Origin of the sequence: Serratia sp. N21D137, assembly GCF_047530005.1 — a bacterium.
In the GTDB taxonomy this organism is placed as follows: domain Bacteria; phylum Pseudomonadota; class Gammaproteobacteria; order Enterobacterales; family Enterobacteriaceae; genus Chania; species Chania fonticola_B.
In genome coordinates, this window is sequence record NZ_JBLJAJ010000009.1 from 40,800 (window position 1) to 63,077 (window position 22,278).

The following is a 22,278-nucleotide window of genomic DNA, read 5'->3' on the forward strand; positions in this document are numbered from 1 at the left end:
AGCGCGGGGCAAAAGCGGAAAATGCAGGGGACAACCAACTTCATTGCCCCCAGAAGCGATTAACGCAGCCAGTTGGTTTTAGCCAGTTCGACAACTTCATCACCCCGGCCATTGATGATGGCGCGCAGCATATACAGGCTGAACCCTTTAGCCTGTTCGAATTTAATCTGCGGCGGCATCGCCAGCTCTTGTTTGGCCGTGACCACGTCGAGCAAGGCCGGGCCAGGATGGGCCAGCATTTCCTGCAATGCCGCGTCCAGCTCGGAGGCCTTTTCTACCCGAATGCCTTTGATGCCTGCCGCATTGGCGATAGCGGCAAAATCCGGGTTGTGCAGATCGGTGCCGTCGGTAAGGTAGCCACCGGCCTTCATCTCCATTGCCACAAAGCCCAGCACGCTGTTATTGAATACCACCACCTTGACCGGCAGCTGCAACTGCGCCAGCGACAGAAAATCCCCCATCAGCATGGTGAAGCCACCGTCACCGCACATGGCGATCACTTGCTTATCCGGTTCGGTGGCCTGGGCACCAATCGCCTGCGGCATGGCGTTGGCCATTGAGCCATGGTTGAACGAACCGAGCAGGCGGCGTTTGCCGTTCATTTTCAAATACCGAGCTGCCCACACCGTCGGCGTGCCGACATCGCAGGTGAAGATGGCGTCATCCGTGGCTGAGTTGCTGATTTGCTGTGCCAGATATTGTGGGTGGATCGGCTGGTCATCGTTAGCTGTAGCCAATCCGTCGAGATCTTTACGCGCTTCCCGGTAATGTTCCAGCGCCTTATCCAGGAATTTGCGGTCGCTCTTGGCTTGCAATTGCGGCAGCAAGGCGCTGAGCGTCGTTTTGATATCGCCCATCAGAGCCATATTGACCGGGCAATGGGCGCCGATGCTGCCGGGGTTGATATCAATCTGAATGATATTGGCATTGCCAGGATAAAACGCCCGATAAGGGAACTGAGTGCCTAGCAGCACCAAGGTATCCGCGTTCATCATGGCGTGGTAGCCGGAGGAAAAACCGATCAGCCCGGTCATGCCGACGCTGTAAGGGTTATCCCATTCGATGTGCTCTTTACCGCGTAGGGCGTGCACAATCGGGGCCTGCAGCAGTTCGGCCAGTTTGACGACTTCGTCATGCGATCCGGCGCAACCGCTGCCGCACATCAGGGTGATATTTTTGGCGCTGTTCAGCGTTTCTGCCAGCTTTTGTAGTTCGCTCATCGGTGGCTGCATCAGTGGGTGCGCAGGCGTATGCCACACCAGGCTGGCATCTTCTGGGGCCATTTGCAGAGCGACATCCCCCGGCAGCACGATCACTGAGACACCCCGGTTGAGGATCGCTTTGCGCATGGCGATCTCAAGCACTCGCGGCAGTTGCTCTGGATTGGACACCAGCTCGCAGTAGTGGCTGCATTCGCGGAACAGCTCTTGCGGGTGAGTCTCCTGGAAGTAGCCGCTGCCGATCTCGCTGGAAGGAATATGGGCGGCGATAGCCAGCACCGGGACGTGATTGCGGTGGCAATCGAACAGGCCGTTGATCAGGTGCAGGTTGCCCGGGCCGCAGGAGCCTGCGCAGACCGCCAGTTGGCCGGTGAGCTGCGCTTCGGCACCGGCGGCAAAGGCGGCGACTTCTTCGTGGCGGGTGCCCATCCAGGCGATGGTTCCCATCCGGTGCAGGCTGTCACTCAGGCCGTTGAGCGAATCGCCGGTGACGCCCCAGATCCGTTTTACCCCGGCCTGTTCCAACGTTTTGGCGATCAGCGTGGCTACTGTTTGCTTCATAGTTCCTCCAGTCATTATCCAAAATGAGGGGTACTCGCCCGATTAAAGGCAAACAGAAAGTGTAGAAGGGCATCAGGGAATACGCTTACCGATATGTGCCCCATCGGGAAGATGGGGCAAAGCTTCAGGCGAGGGTGACGTCACTTTGTAGCTGGCAGCTACAGGCTAGCACGTAACCCTGCTCGATTTCCGCCGGGGTTAACGTCATGGTGCTGGTGGTGGTGTATTGGCCGTCGATAATACGGGTTTTGCACGAGCCGCAAACGCCAGCCCGGCAGGCGGCATTGACCGGTAATTTATGGGCTTCTAAAGCGGCGAGCAAGGTGCTGCCGACCGGTACGCGGAATTCACGCAGCGGCTGACCGATGCGCAATGTTAATTGTTCGTTTTTCCCATCATCCAGCTTTGCCGAGGTGTGGAACTGTTCCTGATGGAAGTTGGCAGCGGGGACACCGAGCGCCAGACAAAGCTGCTCAACCTGTTGCATGTAAGGGGCAGGGCCGCAAGTCATCACGATGCGTGAGCTGATGTCCGGCGCGGCCTGTTGCAGCACCTGTTCATTGATGCGGCCAGACAGGAAGCCGGGCTGCGCATCCTGCTCTGCCATCAATGTCAGTTGCAATTGCGGATGGGCGGCGCATAGCCGTTGCCACTGTGCGGCAAAAATCACATCGGCCGGGGTGCGGACGTTAAAGATCACCCGGATATCGCATTGCGGCTTGTTCACCACCAGCCAGCGGCACATCGACATGATCGGCGTGACGCCACAGCCGGCAGCCAGCATCAGGTAGCGATCGCTGGGGTGTTGCACGCAGCTGAATTCTCCCTGGGCGTCTGATAACCAGAGCGTTTGGCCAGGTTTGACCTCTTTCGTCAGCCAGCGTGAGCCGAGGCCATCCGCCAGACAACGTACGCTGATGCTGATAAAAGGACTCAGGCCGGGCGAAGAGGAGAGGGTATAGGCTCGCAGCGTGTCTGCACTGTCGCGAATGCTGACCAATGCAAACTGACCGGGCTGATAAGGATAAAAGTCGTTATTGATCAGGTTCAGCGTCCAGACGTCGGCGGTTTCCTGTTGCAGCGAGTGCACCTGCATCGGGTTGGGGCAAAGTGGGCTGGGTTGGCTCATGGGGCACCTCAAAACAAACGGGGCCGCCGCGATGGGCAGCCCCGGAACAACGGCCTTAGCCGAGAAGGGTTTGCATATCCTGCTCTACGGTGGTGACCGAACGCAGGCCGAATTTTTCATTCAGCACCGCCAACAGATTGTCGGTCAGGAAGGCCGGGGCGCTTGGGCCGGTGACGATATTTTTCACCCCTAGCGACAGCAGCGTCAGCAGAATGACGATCGCTTTCTGCTCGAACCACGACAGCACCAGGCTGAGCGGCAGATCGTTGACCGTGCCACCGACTTTCTCGGCGAGTTTGACCGCCAGCATCACGGCGGAGTAGGCATCGTTACATTGGCCAACGTCCAGCAGGCGCGGTAGCCCTTCCAGCGTGCCGAAGTCCAGCTTGTTGAAGCGGTATTTACCGCACCCCAGCGTCATGATCAGGCAATCTTGCGGCACGCTGCGGGCAAAATCGGTGAAATAGCTGCGTTCGTCACGGCTGCCGTCACAGCCACCCACCAGAAATACGTGGCGCAGTTTTTTCTGTACTACCAGATCAACCACGGTATCGGCGGCGCCGAGCAGTACCTGGCGGCCAAAACCGACGGTGATCAGTTGTTCGATTTCGCTGTAAGGGAAGCCAGCCAACTGCTGAGCTTGAGCGATCACGGTGCTGAAATCATCCCCTTCCAGATGGTTGACACCAGGCCAGCCAACGATGCTGCGCGTCCAGATGCGATCGCCATAGTTGCCGACGTTCGGATCGATAATGCAGTTGGAGGTCATGACGATCGAACCCGGGAATTTGGCAAATTCGGTCTGCTGATTTTGCCAGCCACTGCCGTAGTTACCCACCAGGTGCGGGAATTTTTTCAGCTCTGGATAGCCATGGGCCGGTAACATTTCGCCGTGGGTATACACGTTGACGCCGGTGCCTGCGGTCTGTTCCAGCAGCAAGCGCAGATCTTTCAGGTCGTGTCCGGAGATCAGGATCGCCTTGCCCGCCACCGGGCGCACGTTGACCGTGGTCGGCTGTGGGTCGCCAAAGGCACCGGTTTCGCCGCGATCCAGAATAGCCATCACGCTGAAGTTCATTTTGCCGATGGCCATCGAGTTGTTCAGCAGGGTGTCCAGATCGCTCGGTTGGGTACCCAGCCAGGCCATGAAGGCGTGGTAATCGGCATAGATCTGGTTGTCGAACTGGCCCAGCACATGGGCATGTTCCATATAGGCGGCGGCCCCTTTCAGGCCGTACAGGCACAGCATCCGCAGGCCGTGGATATCGTCGCCTACCTCGGCTTTATCTTTATTGAGGGCAAACTGCGCAGCCTGTTGCAACAGCGCAGGCATATCGTTGCCGGCCAGTTGCAACTGGGCCAGTGGGTGATCGACCTGCACACTGGCATCGAGCAGGCGGCAGCGAACCGCCAGCGAGTCACGCAGGGCAATGGTGTCACGTGCATAGCCGATAATGCGTTCGGAATCGAAGTTAACGTTGGTCAGCGTAGAGAAGAAGGCGCGTGGGGAGAAACTGTCGACATCATGATCGATAATACCCAATGCACGCGCCTGCAAGGCCCAGGCAGAGAGCCCTTGCAGCGCCGCTATCAACAGATCCTGCAGGTCGGAGGTTTCTGCCGTTTTGCCGCACATCCCTTGAGCGTAGGAGCAGCCGTTACCTGCCGGTGTCCGGATGGTTTGTTCACATTGCACACAGAACATAATCGCTTCCTTTTTTAAAGTTGCATTTATAATGCTTGTTTTGAAGCATAGATCGATGACGCAACCTTAAAAAGGCTTTTGTGATACAACTTTAACAAAGTTTGATTTAGAACAAGTTGGCGTGCGGATGGGAATTATTACGCTTTGACAGCAGGCGCGGCGAGCCGCGCCCGTGGGCGTCAGGAGAACAGGGCGATTAACACCGGAGCCAACAGGCTCAGCAAGAATCCGTGCACGATGGCGGGAGGCACCATTTCTATCCCGCCGCTGCGTTGCAGAACCGGCAGGGTGAAATCCATCGAAGTGGCACCACATAAACCTAACGCAGAGGAGCGACTACGGCGCACCAGCGTAGGGAGCAGCATTATTGCCACCAGCTCACGAGCCAGATCGTTGAAGAAGGCGGCGCTGCCCATCACTGGGCCATAGGCGTCGGTGATCAGGATGCCGGAAAGGGAGTACCAGCCAAAACCCGAAGCCATCGCCAAACCGGCTTTCAGCGGCAACCCCAGCAGCAGTGCGGCCACTGCACCACCCGCCAGCGAACTGAGCGCCACCACCACGGCGACCATCATGCCACGGCGATTGAGGGCAATCTGGCGTAGCGTCATCCCACTGTTGCGTAACTGTGCGCCCACCAGAAGCAACAGAAACAGCAGGGCATATTCACTGCCTTGGCCAGCAAATTGCAGCCAGTGCCACTGGGTGAGTCCCAAGGCAAAGCCACCCACCACCACTCCACAGAGCTTCAGGGATTCCAACGCCATATGCAGGCGTGAAGGCAATGTTTCTTGCTTGTGAGTACTGTGCCAGGGGCGGCGGCGTTCAAACAGCGATAACCACAGAAGATTGGCGCAGAAAATGCACAGAAAAAACACCAGGGTGTACTGAAAGATCAGCATCAGGTTGCTGCTGAGGTTTTCCAGGAATGCCAGGCTGATCCCCATAATGAACAGGATCACATACACCATCCAGCTCAGCAGCCGGTTAATGGCCCGGATCAGGGTGACGCTACGCAAGGGGACAAGATAACCGACAATCAGCGGTATCAGTATAATCAGCAGTCCTGAATACATGTGAAACTAGCGTCCTTTAAGTTGGGATAATACGGCAAACCCCACACGCTAACCAAAATGGGCGGCGGAGTAAAGTGGCGGATTTACGCGGTTTGCAGCACGCGGTGGTAATGTCTGCTTGACCTGTAATGGCTTTATTGCTCATCCTCAAGGTATCAGGCGAATAAAGGAGTCAGCAGATGTACCTGGAGCGTATTGAGATTGTAGGATTCCGCGGTATCAACCGGCTTTCACTGACGCTGGATGATAATACCGTGCTACTTGGGGAAAATGCCTGGGGCAAGTCCAGCCTGCTGGACGCCATGACCTTTTTGCTGGCCCCCGAACAGACGCTGTATCGCTTTGAAGCCAAAGATTTTTACTTCCCGCCTGGCGACGAAGCGGCCAAAGATCGTCATTTGCAGATTATCTTCACTTTTTGTGAAAAGGATACCGGCCATGCGCATCTGCCGCGCTATCGCCATCTTTCGCCGCTTTGGTCGAAGGGGGAAGATAACCTGAGCCGCATTCACTACTGCTGTGTGGGAGAATTAGACGATGATGGCACGGTATGCACCTGGCGGCGTTTTCTTGATGCCGAGGGCAACGCTTTGCACCTGCACCATATCGATCAACTGGTGCACGCCCTGATCCGTATTCATCCGGTGCTGCGGCTGCGTGATGCGCGCTTTATTCGCCGCCTGCGGCCCAGCTCACTCAGCGATCGTCTCCCTGCCGATAACGAAGCCTTGGCACAGCAGTTGGATCAACTGACGCGCGAACTGGTGCGCAATCCGCAAAAGTTGACTAATGCCGAACTACGGCAGGGCCTGGCGGCGATGCAGCAACTGCTTGAACACTATTTTGCCGAGCAAGGTTCGCAGATTGCCGGGCCTCGCCATCGTCGCCAACCGGAACAACAGGCGTGGCGATCGCTAGACAGCATCAACCGCATGATTGCCGAACCTAACAGCCGCAGCATGCGACTGATCCTGCTGGGGATGTTCTCTACGTTACTGCAGGCCAAGGGAAACGTAAAACTCGATCCCCATGCACGGCCATTATTGCTGGTAGAAGACCCGGAAACGCGCTTGCATCCCATCATGCTGTCGGTAGCCTGGGGGTTGCTCAACCAGATGCCGTTGCAACGTATTACCACCACCAACTCCAGCGAGCTGGTGTCGCTGGTGCCGGTGGAGCATATTTGCCGCCTGGTGCGCGAATCGGCCCGGGTTGCCACCTATCGCCTCGGGCCAAAGGGGCTAAGTGCGGAGGATGGGCGGCGCATAGCGTTCCATATCCGCTTTAACCGGCCCGCCTCGCTGTTTGCCCGCTGCTGGCTGCTGGTGGAAGGGGAAACCGAGGTCTGGCTGCTTAACGAACTGGCGCGCCAGTGTGGCTATCGTTTCGAGTCCGAAGGTGTGCGGGTCATTGAGTTTGCCCAATGCGGGCTGAAACCCTTGCTGAAGTTTGCCCGGCGCATGGGCATTGAATGGCACGCCCTGGTGGATGGCGACGAAGCCGGGAAGAAATATGCCAATGCCGTGCGCAGCATGCTGGATAACCACGAGGATAACGAGCGCGATCGTTTGACCGCACTGCCTGCGCCGGATATGGAACATTTCATGTATCGGGAGGGATTCAGCTCGGTTTATCACCGGGTGGCTTCGGTACCGCTAAAGGTACAGATGCCGGTGCGTAAGGTGATCATCAAAGCGGTACATCACACTTCAAAACCCGATCTGGCGATTGAGGTGGCCATGCAGGCCGGGGCGTGGGGCACCGACTCGGTGCCACCGTTGTTGAAGAAAATGTTCTCCCGCGTGATGTGGCTGGCGCGGGGCCGGGCGGATTAAGAAAAGTGTTTGCTAATCCCCTGTTGAAGCTCATCCAGTAACTGGTAACGGCGGCGATATTCCGCGCGTTTTTTGCTGGCGATGGTTTCCATCGGCTTGCGGCCAATGCGCTCGGGTAACAGGAAATAGCCGTTATCGAGTTGCTTGCCGCCCATGGAAAGCCAGAACTGATCGTAATCGGCATGCAGCTGGCTTTTCTTTTTGTGGTGGTAGCGCCAGTTCTGGTAAATATGGGTGGTGTTGCCTACCGCGATCAACTGCCGGATCCCCAGCTGTTGGGCCAGGTGGCAAATGCCTTCCAACACCAGGCGTTTTGGAAACAGGCCGTGGCAGGCTTTGGTCGTATTCTGGATCTCAGCGTGCGGCACCGTGGAGTTGGCGCCTTGCATACCGCCGATAAATAACGTGGGTTGTTGCTGGTAATTCATCAAGGTGAAGGTCATTTCAGCCAGCATGATCCCTTGGCTATTGCGCAACAGCAGGGTCGTTTCACCCTCTTTATTCAAGTGGTCCAGAGAGGCCAGTTGCAGGCAGATCTGCTCGCCATTTTTGTCCTGTGCACGGCTTAAGGTAAAGGGATGGCTACCCAGTTGGCCGAGGTGCACCTTCAGCGGCATGCGTTGAGAGAGCAGATCGTAGTGATCGCGCAGGGCAAAAAGACGGTCGATGCGGCTCATGTTGTTCGCCAGATAGGGGCGATGCAGTTTGCAGGGTAGATTGGGTTGTGCGCTTAAAATCTCATCCAGCAGCGGGTTGGCGGCCAGCGTATTGAGCAGGCTGCGAGTCGTGGGCCAGCAGAGTAGCGAACGGCCAAGAAACTTAAGGCGGAATGACGTTTTTTTCCAGGCATTGCTGGGCACTTTCTCGCCGTTGATCAGTGCCGTCATCAGTTGGCTGGCCGGTTTGGCCGATATGAGTGGATAGCTGAGCTGAGACATGATGAAATCCTGGTCTGTGTCTAAATGACTATTTCATCAAGGCTTCACTAAACAGAAGTTCAATACGGTACGGCAAAATTGCCTTGCTCGAAATACGTTGAGCCTTGGTTTAGTTATCAGAAACGCAACATGCTAATTTACTTGGGTTGCCATGGTTGGCAGCCTGAGAATGACAGGAAATAGGTAGGAACAAACATTGACGTGGTTATTCAAAAGTAAGAAACGTGGGTTGCTGGTGTGCACCGTTCTGGTGGTGCTTGCCGTTGTGGCTTATTGGCACTTTAGCCATCCGGCTCCGGTGGAGTTTAAAACCGTCAAGGTCGCTAAACGCGATCTGGAGCAAAGCGTATTGGCAACCGGCCAACTGGACGCGGTGCGTAAGGTTGATGTGGGGGCTCAGGTCAGCGGACAGTTGGAGAGCCTGAAGGTCGAGATTGGCGATAAGGTGCAAAAAGGCCAACTGCTCGGCATTATCGATCCCGAACAGGCACAAAACAGCATTCGCGAAGGCGAAGCCACGCTGCAGCAACTGCAAGCCCAGCTGCAACAGGCTTTGGCAGAGCAACAACTTGCGGCGGTGACCTTGCAGCGTAACCGCGAACTGGCCAAGGTGCAGGCGGTGTCGCGCCAGGATTTGGATAAATTCACCACTGAGCTGGCGGTAAAAAAAGCGCAGGTTGAAACCACCAGAGCACAGATCGCCAAAAATCAGGCCAGCCTGGATACCGCCAAGATCAATCTCGCTTATACCCGTATCGAAGCGCCGATGGACGGTGATGTGGTGCAGATCACCACCTTGCAGGGCCAGACGGTGATCGCCGCGCAGCAAGCGCCCAACATTCTGACGTTGGCAGACATGAGTAGCATGATGGTGAAGGCCCAGGTTTCCGAGGCGGACGTGATCCACCTCAAGCCGGGGTTGAAAGCCTGGTTTACCGTGCTGGGCGATCCGAGCAAACGCTTTGACGGCGAGCTGAAAGACATTCAGCCCACGCCAGAGAAGGTCAACAATGCCATTTTCTATTATGCGCGTTTCGAAGTGCCAAACCCACAGGGCTTGCTGCGTCTGCAAATGACCGCGCAGGTGCATATTCAACTGGCTGGCGTCAGCGATGCGCTGGTGATCCCGCTGGCGGCATTGGGGGATCAGATCGCCGATAACCGTTACCACATTTCGGTACTGAAACAGGGCAAGGAAGAGAAGCGCGAAGTTACGATCGGCATTCGCAACAATGTGGATGTGCAGATTGTCAGTGGGTTGCAGGCCGGTGAAGAAGTGATTGTCAGCCGCGGCGGCGCGGAGGCCAGCTGATGACGGCACTGTTAGAACTGAGTGATATCCGGCGTAGCTACCTCTCCGGCGACCAGACCATAGACGTGCTGAAAAACGTCAGTCTGCGCATCAACGCTGGTGAGATGGTGGCGATTATGGGGGCTTCTGGCTCCGGTAAATCGACGCTGATGAACATTCTCGGCTGCCTGGACAAGCCCAGCGCCGGGACTTACCGTGTGGCCGGGCAGGATGTGGCAACGCTTGATGGCGATGCGCTGGCCCAGCTGCGGCGCGAGCACTTTGGCTTTATCTTCCAACGCTATCATCTGCTACCCCATCTGAGTGCGGCGCATAACGTGGAGGTGCCTGCGGTTTATGCCGGGCTGGGCAAGGCAGCACGGCGCGAAAGGGCGGCGGCCTTGTTGCAACGTCTGGGGCTGGGGGAACGTATCACCTACCGGCCAAGCCAGCTTTCGGGGGGGCAGCAGCAGCGTGTCAGTATTGCGCGGGCTTTGATGAACGGTGGTCAGGTGATCCTGGCGGATGAACCGACCGGTGCGCTCGACAGTCATTCCGGTGAAGAGGTGATGACGATCCTCAAGCAACTGCGTGAGCAGGGGCACACGGTGATTATCGTCACGCACGATCCGGCGGTAGCACAGCAGGCAGAGCGGATTATCGAAATCCGCGACGGCGAAATCATCGCCGACTCTCGGCCACAGGCGCAGGGTAACCCGCAGGCCAAAATGCTGGATATGGCTGCGCCAGCGCCTTCCTGGCAGCAGGTAGCTGGCCGTTTCCGTGAGGCGTTGGTGATGGCTTGGCGTGCTATGGCAGCCAACAAGATGCGCACGGCGTTAACCATGTTGGGGATCATCATCGGCATTGCCTCGGTGGTCTCGATCCTGGTGATCGGCGACGCGGCCAAGCAGATGATCCTGGCAGACATCAAATCCATTGGCACCAACACCGTGGACATCTATCCCGGCAAAGACTTTGGTGATGACGATCCCAGCTTCCGCCAGGCGTTGAAGTATGGCGATCTAAGCGCGTTGCGTGAACAACCCTATGTCAGTGCGCTTTCGCCGAATATCAGCAGCAGCATGCGGCTACGGTTTGGCAATATTGATGTGGCCGCCAACGTCGCGGGCGTCGGTGAACAATTTTTCCGAGTTTACGGCATGACGCTTTCCCAGGGGGTAGGCATCGATGCCCTACAGGTGCAATCCCAGGCGCAGGTGGTGGTGATCGATGCCAATACCCAGCGGCGGCTGTTCCCGCATAAAAAAAACGTGGTGGGTGAGGTGATCCTGATCGGCAATATGCCAGCCACGGTGGTTGGTGTGGCTAAGGAAAAGCAGTCGATGTTCGGCAGCAGCAAGGCGCTGAGCGTATGGGTGCCCTATAGCACGATGGCCAATCGCCTGATGGGCAATGACTATTTTGACTCGATCACCGTGCGTATCCGTGAGGGCTATAACAGCCAGGAAGCGGAACAGCAGTTGACGCGGTTGCTGACGCTGCGCCACGGCAAGAAAGACTTCTTCACCTACAACATGGACAGCCTGGTGCAAACCGCGGAGAAAACCACCCGCACGCTGCAACTGTTCCTGACCCTGGTGGCGGTGATTTCGCTGGTGGTTGGCGGGATTGGGGTGATGAATATCATGCTGGTCTCGGTAACGGAAAGGACGCGTGAAATCGGCATTCGCATGGCGGTGGGGGCGCGCTCTGGCGATGTCCTGCAACAGTTCCTGATCGAGGCGGTGCTGGTCTGCCTGGTAGGGGGCGCGCTGGGGATCGCGCTGTCGTTCGCGATTGGCCTGCTGGTGCAATTGGTGATGCCGGGCTGGCAGATCAGCTTCCCGCCGGTCGCCTTGCTAAGTGCGTTCTTGTGTTCCACCGGTATTGGCGTGGTGTTCGGCTATCTGCCGGCACGCAGTGCTGCTCGCTTGAATCCGATTGACGCCTTGGCGCGCGAGTAACGGCAAAAATAAAATGCCAGCCGTATGGCGGCTGGCATTTTGAGTTGACAGTGCAGAAGTGGCTGAAGGGGAGCGTTTAGGCCATTGCCTCGCTTTCCAGCGGCATAATCAGGCTCGCGTGGTTCCCTTTCGGCCCTTGATGTACGTCGAACCTGACCTGTTGGCCCGCTTTCAACGTTCGGTAGCCATCCATTTTAATTGTTGAATAATGCGCGAAGATATCTTCACCGCCGCCTTCCGGGCAGATAAAGCCGAACCCTTTGGCGTTATTGAACCATTTAACAGTACCCGTCTCCATGTTGCTACATCCCTCGCAATGCTATTTTTAAAATGAGATGAATAACTGATCCAGGTGAGTACCAACTGGTCAAAAGACCAACAACTCACAAAATTACACTCTAGAGCAAATGATCAACACGTCAAGGGATCGGCCAATGACCGCGTCGGGCAGTTCACCAAAGTTTGAAGTAGTTAACGCTATTGACATGGTTTGGTAACAAATTGTGGCCGCGATAAGGGTGATTAATCGCGTTGTGCTGCGGCACGTTAACCGCGAAGATGGTAAAATAGTCTTGATACTCCCGTTTGAATAACCCGAACATGGCCCCATATACTGAGGCATGGCAGAGAAGATGAGCAGCAATGGGCAATAGCAACGATTGGCTAAATATTGAACACTTGGCCGAAGAAAAACAAATCGATGCGGTAAAACCGCCGTCAATGTATAAAGTTATACTTAACAACGACGATTACACACCGATGGAATTTGTGATTGACGTTCTGCAAAAGTTCTTTTCTTATGATATTGAACGTGCAACGCAACTGATGCTCACGGTCCACTATCAAGGCAAGGCGATCTGCGGTGTTTTCACCGCTGAGGTCGCGGAAACCAAGGTGGTCCATGTGAACCGTTACGCAAGGGAGAATGAGCATCCGTTGCTCTGTACGCTGGAAAAAGCCTGAAAAGGCAATCTATTGGGGAGGTGCCTATGCTCAATCAAGAATTGGAACTCAGTCTCAACATGGCTTTCGCCAGAGCGCGCGAGCACAGACATGAGTTTATGACCGTGGAGCACCTGTTGCTGGCGTTACTCAGCAACCCTGCCGCGCGCGAAGCGCTCGAGGCTTGTACGGTGGATCTGGCCGCGTTACGCCAGGAGCTGGAAGCCTTTATCGAACAAACCACACCAACGCTGCCCACCAGCGAAGAGGAGCGCGATACTCAGCCGACGCTCAGCTTCCAGCGTGTACTGCAGCGTGCGGTATTCCACGTGCAGTCCTCCGGCCGGAGCGAAGTGAGCGGTGCCAACGTGTTGGTGGCGATCTTCAGCGAACAGGAGTCCCAGGCGGCATACCTGCTGCGTAAACACGACGTCAGCCGTCTGGACGTGGTGAACTTCATTTCACATGGTACACGTAAAGATGAGCCGGGCCAGGCACCTAATGCGGAAAACCCGGTAAACGAAGAGCAGCCTGGAGGGGAAGACCGTATGGAAAACTTCACCACCAACCTCAACCAACTGGCCCGCGTCGGCGGTATCGATCCGCTGATTGGCCGTGACCGTGAACTGGAGCGCGCCATTCAGGTGCTGTGCCGCCGCCGTAAAAACAACCCGCTGCTGGTGGGGGAATCCGGCGTAGGTAAAACCGCCATTGCCGAAGGGCTGGCCTGGCGGATCGTGCAGGGCGACGTGCCAGAGGTGATGGCAGACTGCACCCTCTATTCGCTGGATATTGGCTCATTGCTGGCGGGCACCAAATACCGTGGCGATTTCGAGAAGCGCTTCAAGGCGCTGCTCAAACAGCTGGAGCAGGATAAGAACAGCATCCTGTTTATCGACGAAATTCACACCATCATCGGTGCCGGTGCGGCTTCCGGTGGGCAAGTGGATGCCGCCAACCTGATCAAACCGCTGCTGTCGAGCGGCAAGATCCGGGTGATTGGTTCCACCACCTATCAGGAGTTCAGCAATATTTTCGAAAAAGACCGTGCGCTGGCGCGTCGCTTCCAGAAAATAGACATTACCGAGCCGACGCCGGAAGAGACCATTCAGATCATCAATGGTCTGAAAACCAAGTATGAAGCGCACCATGATGTGCGTTACACCGCTAAAGCGGTTCGTGCTGCGGTAGAGCTGTCGGTGAAATACATCAACGACCGTCATCTGCCGGACAAGGCAATCGACGTGATCGATGAGGCTGGTGCGCGTAGCCGGTTGCTGCCGGTGAACAAGCGTAAGAAAACGGTCAACGTGGCGGATATTGAATCCGTGGTCGCACGTATTGCGCGTATCCCGGAAAAGACCGTCTCTGCCAGCGATCGCGACGTGCTGAGAAGCCTGAGCGACCGCCTGAAAATGCTGGTGTTTGGCCAGGATCCGGCCATCGAGGCGCTGACCGAAGCGATCAAGATGAGCCGTGCCGGTCTGGGCCAGGATCGCAAGCCGGTGGGGTCCTTCCTGTTCGCCGGGCCGACCGGGGTAGGGAAAACCGAGGTTACCGTGCAGCTGGCGAAGGCGCTGGATATCGAATTGTTGCGGTTTGATATGTCCGAATATATGGAACGTCATACCGTCAGCCGTCTGATTGGCGCACCTCCGGGCTACGTCGGTTACGACCAGGGCGGCCTGCTGACCGATGCGGTGATCAAACATCCGCACGCGGTGGTCCTGCTGGATGAAATCGAGAAAGCGCACCCGGACGTGTTCAACCTGCTGTTGCAGGTGATGGACAACGGGACGCTGACCGATAACAACGGCCGTAAAGCAGACTTCCGTAACGTGATCCTGGTGATGACCACCAACGCCGGGGTACGTGAAACCGAACGCAAATCGATTGGCCTGATCGAACAGGACAACAGCATCGACGCGATGGACGAGATCAAGAAGGTGTTTACGCCAGAATTCCGTAACCGTCTGGACAACGTCATCTGGTTCAACCATCTGTCTCCTGCGGTGATCCAGCAGGTGGTCGACAAGTTTATCGTCGAACTGCAGGCGCAGCTGGATGCGAAGGGCGTGTCGATGGAAGTGAGCGACGAAGCGCGTGACTGGCTGTCGGTGAAAGGCTATGACCGTGCGATGGGCGCTCGTCCAATGGCGCGTGTGATGCAGGAAAGCCTGAAAAAACCGCTGGCCAACGAACTGCTGTTTGGCTCACTGGTGGACGGCGGCTCGGTGAAAGTCGAGCTGGACGCAGACAAGAAACAGCTGACTTACCACTTCCTCAGCGCGCAGAAGCGTAAAGCGGATGAAGGTGCGGTGCACTAAGCGGTAGGCTGGTAACGAAAAAGCGATGCCTTGGCATCGCTTTTTTTATACGTGAATTTCACGGCCTACGAAATTGAACCAGGTCGGGGCGAACAGATTCGCCTCAACAAAATGAGTGAGCCCTCTCAGTTTACCTGCGCCAACACAACTCGGTGGAGAACGTTGCTGCGGGGGTAAACGGAAAGGGCTCTTTTGAGGGATCACATCCTCGGTGTCGCCAGTGGCTGGCGACGGGTGAGCCGATTAACGGCTACGGAAGACAATGCGGCCTTTGCTCAGGTCGTACGGGGTCAGCTCTACAGTGACTTTGTCACCCGTCAGGATGCGGATATAGTTTTTGCGCATTTTACCGGAGATATGAGCGGTAACCACGTGCCCGTTTTCCAATTCAACACGGAACATGGTGTTCGGCAGCGTATCAAGAACGGTGCCCTGCATTTCAATATTGTCTTCTTTGGCCATCGAATCCTCTAGGTGTAACTACCTTAGTTTTTAACCGGCAAGATAATGCCGAAAAACCCACATTATGTAAAGGAGTGTCGGTGAACAATGCACCGATTCCACAAAATTAGTCAGTTTGGGAGGGCAGTTCAACCAGCTGTGGGGGTATGACTTGCGCTGTCCAGCATTCCGGCGCTAACACCCTGCGCTGAAGGTTGCTCAACTGCTGCAAAAATTGGCGGCGGGGAATTTCTCTCGCTCCAAGCCGGGCAGTGTGAGCGTTAAGCACCTGACAGTCAACCAATTCTCCTCCATAAGCGGCAAAATGGCGGCAAAACTCCCATAAAGCACACTTTGATGCGTTGGTGGTGCGGCTAAACATCGATTCACCGCAGAACAGCGCTCCCTGGGCGACACCGTACAGGCCGCCGACCAGCTCTTCCCCCTGCCACACCTCAATGGAATGGGCGTGCCCAAGGTGATGCAGTTGTAAATAGGCACGCTGTACCTCCTCGCCGATCCAGGTGCCTTCATCGGGGCGGTATGCACAGGCGGCGATCACGGCGGCAAAATCATGATTGAGGGTAATGCGGAACGGCGGGTTGCGCAGGAATCGCTTGAAGCTGCGGCTGACATGGTAATCCGTTGGGAACAGCACCGCTCGAGGGTCCGGTGACCACCATAGGATGGCTTCCCCAGGCGAATACCAGGGGAAGATCCCGCGCTCATAGGCTGCCAGCAGCCGCGCAGGCGTCAAATCGCCACCGATGGCCAGCAGTCCGTTAGGATCGTGCAGGGCGGCCTCTGGTGAGGGAAACGCTACAGACTGCGATGACAGCTTAACAATGCGCATAAAACCTCTTAGCGTCGCCCACAGGCGGTTCTACAGCGATAGATTACTGATACGTTGGTGGAATTGGGCGTAGCGGCCAGGTTGGCGCATTAGCGCCGCGTGGCTGCCTTGTTCCACGATACTGCCGCCATCCATTACGCAGATGCGATCGAAATGCTCCAGCCCATAGAGTCTGTGAGTCACCAGAATTAACGTCTTGCCGCGGCAATGCTGGCGGAGCAGGGCCAGGATCTGTTGTTCGGTTTCGGCATCCAGTCCTTCGGTTGGCTCATCAAGCAGCAATAGCGGGGCTTGATGCAGCAGGGCACGGGCAATGCCCAGACGGCGTTGCTCACCACCGGAAAGCTGGCGGCCACCTTCACCCAGCCAGGCATTCAGCCCCTCATTTTCCAGCAGCTTATCCAGACCAACTTGTTGCAGTGCGAGGTTTAAGTCCTCATCGCTGGCCGCAGGTGCGGCGATACGCAGGTTTTCACGCAGCGTGCTGCTGAAGATATGCACCCGCTGGCTCACTACCGTAGTCATGGCGCGCAGCGTAGCTTCATCATAGCTGGCCAATGGTTGGCCGTTGAGCAGGATTTGGCCGCCGTCGGCATTCCAGGCGCGGGTCAGCAATTGCAATAGGGTCGATTTACCACAGCCGGTACGGCCCAACAGCGCAATGTGCTCTCCAGCGGCGATGTTCAGCGTCACGTTGTTCAACACCGGCAGCGGCTGGTCGGGATAGGTGAAAGACACCTCGCTCAGTTGCAGTTCTGCGCCCGGCTGTGAAGCTGGGCCACTGGCAGGGAAGGTGACTTCCGGTTGCTGATCGATGATCTGCTTGACCCGGGTCGCCGAAGCGATCACCTGGCCCAGATGTTGGAACGCGGCGGCGACGGGCATCATGGCTTCAAAAGAGGCCAGGGCGGCAAAGGCAAACAGGGCAATCAGGGCCCCGGGTTGGGTATCGCCACCGATCCCCGCAGCGGCAAGCCACATCAATAGCGTGACGGTGAGGCCACTTGCCAGGATCATCAGCGCCTGGGCAATCCCCCCAAGTGAAGCCTGTTGCCACTGACGGCTCTGCCAGCGCTGTTCGGTTGCGTTGAGCTTATGCCGGAAACTGTCCAGCGCACCAAACACCACCAGTTCGGCCTGCCCCTGGAGCCAGGCGGTCAGGTCGGTGCGGTACTGGCTGCGTAACAGGGTCAACTCTCCCCCGATGGGCTTACCTGCGCGATAGAAGACCGGCGGAACGGCCAGCAACAGCAATAACAATATTCCGCCCAGCGTCAGGGCTAACGGAACATCCAGCCAACTGAGGCCGAAGGTGACTACCACAATCACCACCGCAGCGCTGACCATTGGCGAGATAACGCGTAGGTAGAGGTGATCTAGCGTATCAACGTCGGCAACCAGGCGGTTAAGCAGCTCAGCCTGACGGAAGCGGGCAATACCACCCGGTGACAGCGGCAGGATCTTGCGGAAGGTAAATACCCGCAGATGGGACAACACGCGGAAAGTGGCGTCATGGCTGACGACCCGTTCTGCATAACGCCCGGCGGTACGGAAGATTGCCGCGCCCCGTACGCCAGCGGCCGGTAGCATGTAGTTGAAGGTATACAACCCCGCCAACCCGGCGAGCGAAGAGGCGGCCAGGAACCAGCCGGACAGCGCCAGCAGGCCGATACTGGCCAGCAGGGTGACGATAGCCAGCACGATACCCAGTAAAATCAGAAACGTGTGGCGGCGATACAACGCCAGGAATGGCAGCAAAACGCGCATGATTATAGCTCCCCGCTGCGGTGTGCAATCAGTTTGGCAAACAGACCGGGCTGGGCGCTCAGCGTGGCGTAGTTGCCCTGCTGCACGATTTTGCCGCTGTCCATCACCCAAATCTGGTCATAATCTTCGGTATCTTCCAACTGGTGCGTGACCAACAGCGTGGTCTGCTGATGGGAGGCGGCATTAAGCGCCTGCATCACCAAACGTTCGCTGTGGGCGTCCAGGCTGGCCGCAGGTTCATCCAGTAACAGCAAGCGGCGGGGGCTGAGCAGTGCTCGCGCCACGGCCACACGCTGAGCTTGCCCAACGGAAAGGCGGGCAGCGCCATCGCCCAGATCGGTTGCCAATCCCTTCGGTAAATGCGGCAGGAATTCACTGACGTAAGCCTGTTCGACGGCCTGCTGCAATTGGGTTTCGCTGGCCTGTGGGTAGCCGAGCAGAATATTGTCCCGCAGAGTTTGGGCTGGCAGATGGGGGTTTTGCCCCACCCAGCCCAGTTGCTGACGCCAGTTAACCGCATCCAGCTCGCGCAGTTCGATGCCGTTGATCAGCAACGAGCCACGATAGGGCAGGAAGCCCAGCAGCAGATTCAACAACGAACTTTTCCCCGCACCGCTAAGCCCGACTAAGGCAATGCGCCGGTTGGCAGGCAAGGTAAAATCAAGGGGGCCTGCAAGCACTATCCCATTGGGCGAGAGGATTTCCAACTGCTGTGCCCGTATGGTCAGTGGTTCTTCGCTATTTAGCGTTTGAGAGCCATTGCCAACCTGCTCGCCCTCGGCGGCCAGGAAGGTTTCCAGCGCTTCGGCAGCGCCCACGGCCTGGGCTTTGGCATGGTAAAAGGCGCCCAGATCGCGCAGCGGTTGGAAAAACTCCGGTGCCAGGATCAGCACCAGAAAACCGGCAAACAGCGTTACGCCCATGCCATAGCTGCCAAAGTCCAGTTCACCGAGGTAGGAGAAGCCAAAATAGACCGCCACCACGGCGATGGAAATCGAGGCGAAGAACTCCAGCACGGCGGAGGAGAGGAAGGCCAGACGCAGCACTTCCATGGTGCGCTGGCGAAAATCTTCTGAGGATTTGGCAATGTGATCGGTTTCCGCCTGGCCGCGATTAAACAGACGCAGGGTATCCAGGCCGCGCAGGCGATCGAGGAAATTGCCGCTGAGCCTTGCCAGCGCGACAAAGTTACGGCGATTGGCATCGGCCGCACCCATACCGACCAGTGCCATAAACAGCGGGATCAGTGGGGCGGTAGCCAGCAGGATAAACCCGGCCGCCCAGTTGATCGGGAAGACGGTGATCAGGATCAGCACTGGGATAAACACGGCCAAATACATTTGCGGCAGATAGCGGGAATAGTAATCCTGCATATCCTCAATCTGCTCAACGATGATGCTGGCCCAGCTCCCGGCGGGCTTGCCCTGGATCCAGGCGGGGCCAAGCTGTTGCAGCTTATCCAGCACCTGCGAACGCATACGCTGGCGAATGACCTGCCCGCAGATGAAGCCAACCCGTTCGCGCAGCCAGCTCAGGAAGGCGCGCAGGGCAAAGGTGGCGGCCAACCAGATAAACGACGAAACCAGTTCGCCACGGGGCTGATGTTCAATAATCAGCGCATGGAGCAGTGAGGCCAACAGCCAGGCCTGGGCGACGATCAAAATGCCGCTTGCCAGGCCTAACAGCATGGATAAACGTAGCCAACGCTGCGCCAACGTACTCTGTGTTTTGAGCCAACGGGTTAACTGGTGCTGTCTGGTTTTTTTCATCAGGTGTCTGCGTCGCCGATGCCTGTTGTAGCAGGCTTGGTTAACGTACTGTTAAAAAAGTGTTTGTCTCAGCGGGAAATAAGACAAGTGAATGCTAATGTTACCTCGTCACTCGGTAGACGTGAACTAAATATCCCTTTCATCACTTGGGTAACAGTCACGTTTTTAGCGCGGATGGGGTTGTTTTGAACTTTGAGGGGCGGGGGGATAGAAATAAGGCGGCCAACAGGCCACCTCGCTATCATTGCTGATGGGGGCTTACTTAACTTCGGCCTGTGCGATACCGTCGAGATAGCGTTCGGCATCCAGTGCGGCCATACAGCCGGTTCCGGCTGAGGTGATCGCCTGGCGGTAAATGTGATCCATGACGTCACCTGCGGCAAATACGCCAGGAATGGAGGTCTGGGTCGCGTTGCCGTGAATACCGGACTGCACCTTGATATAGCCGTTTTCCAGCTCAAGCTGCCCGCCAAAGATCGCGGTGTTCGGGCTGTGACCGATCGCGATAAATACGCCGGCAAGCTCTAACTCTTTGGTTTGCTCTTCGTCCTTGGTGCTGCGTAAGCGCATCCCGGTGACGCCCATCTGATCGCCCAACACTTCGTCCAGCGTGCAGTCCGTATGCAGGATGATGTTGCCGTTCTTCACTTTTTCCATCAGGCGATTGATCAGGATCTTTTCGCTGCGGAAAGTGTCACGGCGGTGCACCAGGTGAACCTCAGAGGCGATGTTTGACAGATACAGTGCTTCTTCCACGGCGGTGTTGCCACCACCGACTACGGCGACCTTCTGGTTGCGATAGAAGAAACCATCGCAGGTGGCACAGGCGGAGACCCCTTTGCCCTTGAAAGCTTCTTCCGATGGCAGGCCTAAATAACGGGCCGATGCGCCAGTAGCGATAATCAAGGCATCGCAGGTATATTCGCCGCTATCACCCAACAGGCGGAAAGGGCGGTTCTGCAGATCGACACTGTTGATATGGTCAAACACGATCTGGGTGTCGAACTTTTCTGCGTGCTCACGCATCCGCTCCATCAGCGCCGGGCCGGTCAAACCTTCGGCGTCGCCTGGCCAGTTCTCGACTTCGGTGGTGGTGGTCAGCTGACCGCCTTGCTCCATACCGGTGATCAATACCGGGTTCAGGTTCGCGCGTGCTGCATAAACCGCTGCGGTGTAGCCAGCCGGGCCAGAGCCCAGGATCAATAATTTGCTATGTTTAGCCGTGCCCATGAATAACCTCGTTTCCCACAATGGCGGACAATGAAACCGATTGTAGGGAAAATGCGGCAGTAAAAAAAGCGCCAGGGGATGTTGTTACCGATTTGTTTGATAATCAGCGCCTATTAGCCGCGATTTTATCCTTGGGCTGGGAGAGGTAACAGCAGCAATAATTTTGTACAGCAATGGGTTAAAAATGCGTTTTTTGTCGGGTTTATGTGGGCAACTACCCGGTTTCGGGTAGGGGAAATTCCTAATAAAAAATCAGGTGCTCAGTTTTGCTGGCGGTACGTTCTACTGATTTTAGTTCTTTTACTTTGACAATCCGCTGCGCATTTGCGAAAACATCATTGGAAGAAGAAATTAACCCCGTGTCAGCTGCAAATCGTAGGCATTTTCGCCACCCAGGCAGAATATTGTCGGGGCGCGACGGGTGAGGGAGGGTTTGCCCTGACGGGGTTGATGGATTTCTGAACGTAAATCATTTGAATTCGTTGCCCAGAGGTGACAGACAGGCTGGGCAACGGCGGAAGATGGTAGTGACAAAGAGTGACGAAGCACAAGGGCGGTTGGTATTACGTATCCTGTTCCCTCAGGGGGATGAACCGCTAAACACTGGCATCGGGTCTTCGCTTGGAACAAATCCTTGCACATTGACGTTGGCTAGGGTGTGGCAAGTGCAGGGAAGAACATAAGAGAGACAATAATAATGGTAGATACTAAAAAACGCCCGGGTAAAGATCTCGACCGTATCGATCGCAACATCCTTAATGAGTTGCAGAAGGATGGGCGCATTTCGAACGTCGAACTTTCAAAGCGCGTGGGGTTATCCCCAACCCCTTGTTTGGAGCGTGTGCGCCGTCTTGAGCGTCAAGGCTTCATTCATGGGTATACCGCATTGCTTAACCCGCATTATCTGGACGCTTCCCTGCTGGTCTTCGTGGAAATCACGTTGAACCGCGGTGCGCCGGATGTGTTTGAGCAATTCAACTCTGCGGTGCAAAAACTTGAAGAAATTCAGGAGTGTCATCTGGTTTCCGGTGATTTCGACTATCTGTTGAAAACCCGTGTACCAGATATGTCAGCTTATCGTAAGCTGTTGGGCGAAACTCTGTTGCGTTTACCGGGGGTGAATGACACCCGTACTTACGTCGTGATGGAAGAAGTCAAACAGAGTAACCGTCTGGTTATCAAAACACGGTAAGGTGCAGGTGCAAAACCTGATTAAATTCGTTACAC

At 56.3% G+C, this 22,278-nt stretch carries 17 protein-coding genes; 6 read left to right on the forward strand and 11 right to left on the reverse strand.

Annotated elements, in window-relative coordinates; translation table 11 throughout:
- Positions 1–59: 59 nt before the first annotated feature.
- The 4 genes from poxB to ACMV5H_RS09645 form a co-directional block, all read right to left on the reverse strand.
- Positions 60–1,781 carry a ubiquinone-dependent pyruvate dehydrogenase gene (gene poxB / locus ACMV5H_RS09630; RefSeq protein ID WP_021804960.1) on the reverse strand — a complete coding sequence of 574 codons (1,722 nt, stop codon included), beginning with the start codon at positions 1,779–1,781 and terminating at the stop codon, positions 60–62.
- Between the two features lie 124 nt (positions 1,782–1,905).
- Positions 1,906–2,910, reverse strand: coding sequence for an NADH oxidoreductase (hcr, locus tag ACMV5H_RS09635; RefSeq protein WP_414821748.1), 1,005 nt, complete (start codon positions 2,908–2,910; stop codon positions 1,906–1,908).
- A gap of 55 nt (positions 2,911–2,965) precedes the next feature.
- A complete protein-coding gene (gene hcp, locus ACMV5H_RS09640) occupies positions 2,966–4,615 on the reverse strand; it encodes a hydroxylamine reductase (RefSeq protein WP_414821749.1) in 1,650 nt (549 codons plus the stop codon).
- 179 nt (positions 4,616–4,794) lie between these two features.
- A complete protein-coding gene (locus ACMV5H_RS09645; RefSeq protein ID WP_059200376.1) occupies positions 4,795–5,691 on the reverse strand; it encodes a lysine exporter LysO family protein in 897 nt (298 codons plus the stop codon).
- Between the two features lie 179 nt (positions 5,692–5,870).
- Between ACMV5H_RS09645 and ACMV5H_RS09650 the strand changes: the two genes are divergently transcribed.
- Positions 5,871–7,526, forward strand: coding sequence for an ATP-dependent endonuclease (locus ACMV5H_RS09650; RefSeq protein WP_179249730.1), 1,656 nt, complete (start codon positions 5,871–5,873; stop codon positions 7,524–7,526).
- Here ACMV5H_RS09650 and ACMV5H_RS09655 read toward each other — a convergent pair.
- The gene (locus ACMV5H_RS09655) at positions 7,523–8,464 is read right to left on the reverse strand and encodes a VirK/YbjX family protein (protein ID WP_179249731.1); all 942 of its coding nucleotides are present in this window, start codon (positions 8,462–8,464) and stop codon (positions 7,523–7,525) included. The two genes, ACMV5H_RS09650 and ACMV5H_RS09655, sit on opposite strands and share 4 nt — an antisense overlap.
- 196 nt (positions 8,465–8,660) lie before the next feature.
- Here ACMV5H_RS09655 and macA point away from each other — a divergent pair, with 196 nt between their 5' ends.
- Together macA and macB are read left to right on the forward strand one after the other, a co-directional pair.
- Positions 8,661–9,776, forward strand: coding sequence for a macrolide transporter subunit MacA (macA, locus tag ACMV5H_RS09660; RefSeq protein WP_115159634.1), 1,116 nt, complete (start codon positions 8,661–8,663; stop codon positions 9,774–9,776).
- Positions 9,776–11,722, forward strand: a complete 1,947-nt coding sequence (gene macB, locus ACMV5H_RS09665) for a macrolide ABC transporter ATP-binding protein/permease MacB (protein WP_059200378.1) — start codon at positions 9,776–9,778, stop codon at positions 11,720–11,722. Before macA ends, macB begins: the two co-directional genes overlap by 1 nt.
- 76 nt (positions 11,723–11,798) lie before the next feature.
- Here the strand turns inward: macB and cspD are convergent, their stop codons facing one another.
- Entirely contained in the window at positions 11,799–12,020 is a 222-nt protein-coding gene (gene cspD, locus ACMV5H_RS09670; RefSeq protein ID WP_021804952.1) for a cold shock-like protein CspD, read from the reverse strand.
- A gap of 344 nt (positions 12,021–12,364) precedes the next feature.
- On the opposite strand from cspD, the gene clpS reads away from it, so the two are divergent.
- Complete coding sequence (clpS, locus tag ACMV5H_RS09675) at positions 12,365–12,685, forward strand: ATP-dependent Clp protease adapter ClpS (RefSeq protein WP_021804950.1); 321 nt, start codon at positions 12,365–12,367, stop codon at positions 12,683–12,685.
- Between the two features lie 26 nt (positions 12,686–12,711).
- Positions 12,712–14,991, forward strand: coding sequence for an ATP-dependent Clp protease ATP-binding subunit ClpA (gene clpA / locus ACMV5H_RS09680; protein WP_024529873.1), 2,280 nt, complete (start codon positions 12,712–12,714; stop codon positions 14,989–14,991).
- Positions 14,992–15,234: 243 nt separating this feature from the next.
- Here the strand turns inward: clpA and infA are convergent, their stop codons facing one another.
- The 5 genes from infA to trxB form a co-directional block, all read right to left on the reverse strand.
- Positions 15,235–15,453, reverse strand: coding sequence for a translation initiation factor IF-1 (infA, locus tag ACMV5H_RS09685; RefSeq protein ID WP_002211347.1), 219 nt, complete (start codon positions 15,451–15,453; stop codon positions 15,235–15,237).
- Between the two features lie 106 nt (positions 15,454–15,559).
- Complete coding sequence (gene aat, locus ACMV5H_RS09690) at positions 15,560–16,285, reverse strand: leucyl/phenylalanyl-tRNA--protein transferase (protein WP_414821750.1); 726 nt, start codon at positions 16,283–16,285, stop codon at positions 15,560–15,562.
- A 30-nt stretch (positions 16,286–16,315) separates the two neighbouring features.
- Positions 16,316–18,052 (reverse strand): heme ABC transporter ATP-binding protein/permease CydC, encoded by a 1,737-nt coding sequence (cydC, locus tag ACMV5H_RS09695; protein ID WP_115159635.1) that lies wholly within the window; start codon positions 18,050–18,052, stop codon positions 16,316–16,318.
- 2 nt (positions 18,053–18,054) lie between these two features.
- The gene (gene cydD / locus ACMV5H_RS09700; protein ID WP_179253657.1) at positions 18,055–19,821 is read right to left on the reverse strand and encodes a heme ABC transporter permease/ATP-binding protein CydD; all 1,767 of its coding nucleotides are present in this window, start codon (positions 19,819–19,821) and stop codon (positions 18,055–18,057) included.
- 258 nt (positions 19,822–20,079) lie between these two features.
- Complete coding sequence (gene trxB, locus ACMV5H_RS09705; protein WP_115159636.1) at positions 20,080–21,051, reverse strand: thioredoxin-disulfide reductase; 972 nt, start codon at positions 21,049–21,051, stop codon at positions 20,080–20,082.
- A 697-nt stretch (positions 21,052–21,748) separates the two neighbouring features.
- Between trxB and lrp the strand changes: the two genes are divergently transcribed.
- Positions 21,749–22,243: a leucine-responsive transcriptional regulator Lrp gene (gene lrp, locus ACMV5H_RS09710; RefSeq protein ID WP_021804943.1), complete on the forward strand. Its 495-nt coding sequence runs from the start codon at positions 21,749–21,751 to the stop codon at positions 22,241–22,243.
- Positions 22,244–22,278: the final 35 nt, after the last annotated feature.

Coding starts and splice junctions, on each gene's coding strand:
- poxB (WP_021804960.1), bottom strand. CDS start 1,781: ATGAAGCAAACAGTAGCCACGCTGATCGCCAAAACGTTGGAACAGGCC.
- infA (WP_002211347.1), bottom strand. CDS start 15,453: ATGGCCAAAGAAGACAATATTGAAATGCAGGGCACCGTTCTTGATACG.
- clpA (WP_024529873.1), top strand. CDS start 12,712: ATGCTCAATCAAGAATTGGAACTCAGTCTCAACATGGCTTTCGCCAGA.
- ACMV5H_RS09655 (WP_179249731.1), bottom strand. CDS start 8,464: ATGTCTCAGCTCAGCTATCCACTCATATCGGCCAAACCGGCCAGCCAA.
- cydC (WP_115159635.1), bottom strand. CDS start 18,052: ATGCGCGTTTTGCTGCCATTCCTGGCGTTGTATCGCCGCCACACGTTT.
- hcr (WP_414821748.1), bottom strand. CDS start 2,910: ATGAGCCAACCCAGCCCACTTTGCCCCAACCCGATGCAGGTGCACTCG.
- trxB (WP_115159636.1), bottom strand. CDS start 21,051: ATGGGCACGGCTAAACATAGCAAATTATTGATCCTGGGCTCTGGCCCG.
- cydD (WP_179253657.1), bottom strand. CDS start 19,821: ATGAAAAAAACCAGACAGCACCAGTTAACCCGTTGGCTCAAAACACAG.
- cspD (WP_021804952.1), bottom strand. CDS start 12,020: ATGGAGACGGGTACTGTTAAATGGTTCAATAACGCCAAAGGGTTCGGC.
- ACMV5H_RS09650 (WP_179249730.1), top strand. CDS start 5,871: ATGTACCTGGAGCGTATTGAGATTGTAGGATTCCGCGGTATCAACCGG.
- macB (WP_059200378.1), top strand. CDS start 9,776: ATGACGGCACTGTTAGAACTGAGTGATATCCGGCGTAGCTACCTCTCC.
- lrp (WP_021804943.1), top strand. CDS start 21,749: ATGGTAGATACTAAAAAACGCCCGGGTAAAGATCTCGACCGTATCGAT.
- clpS (WP_021804950.1), top strand. CDS start 12,365: ATGGGCAATAGCAACGATTGGCTAAATATTGAACACTTGGCCGAAGAA.
- hcp (WP_414821749.1), bottom strand. CDS start 4,615: ATGTTCTGTGTGCAATGTGAACAAACCATCCGGACACCGGCAGGTAAC.
- ACMV5H_RS09645 (WP_059200376.1), bottom strand. CDS start 5,691: ATGTATTCAGGACTGCTGATTATACTGATACCGCTGATTGTCGGTTAT.
- aat (WP_414821750.1), bottom strand. CDS start 16,285: ATGCGCATTGTTAAGCTGTCATCGCAGTCTGTAGCGTTTCCCTCACCA.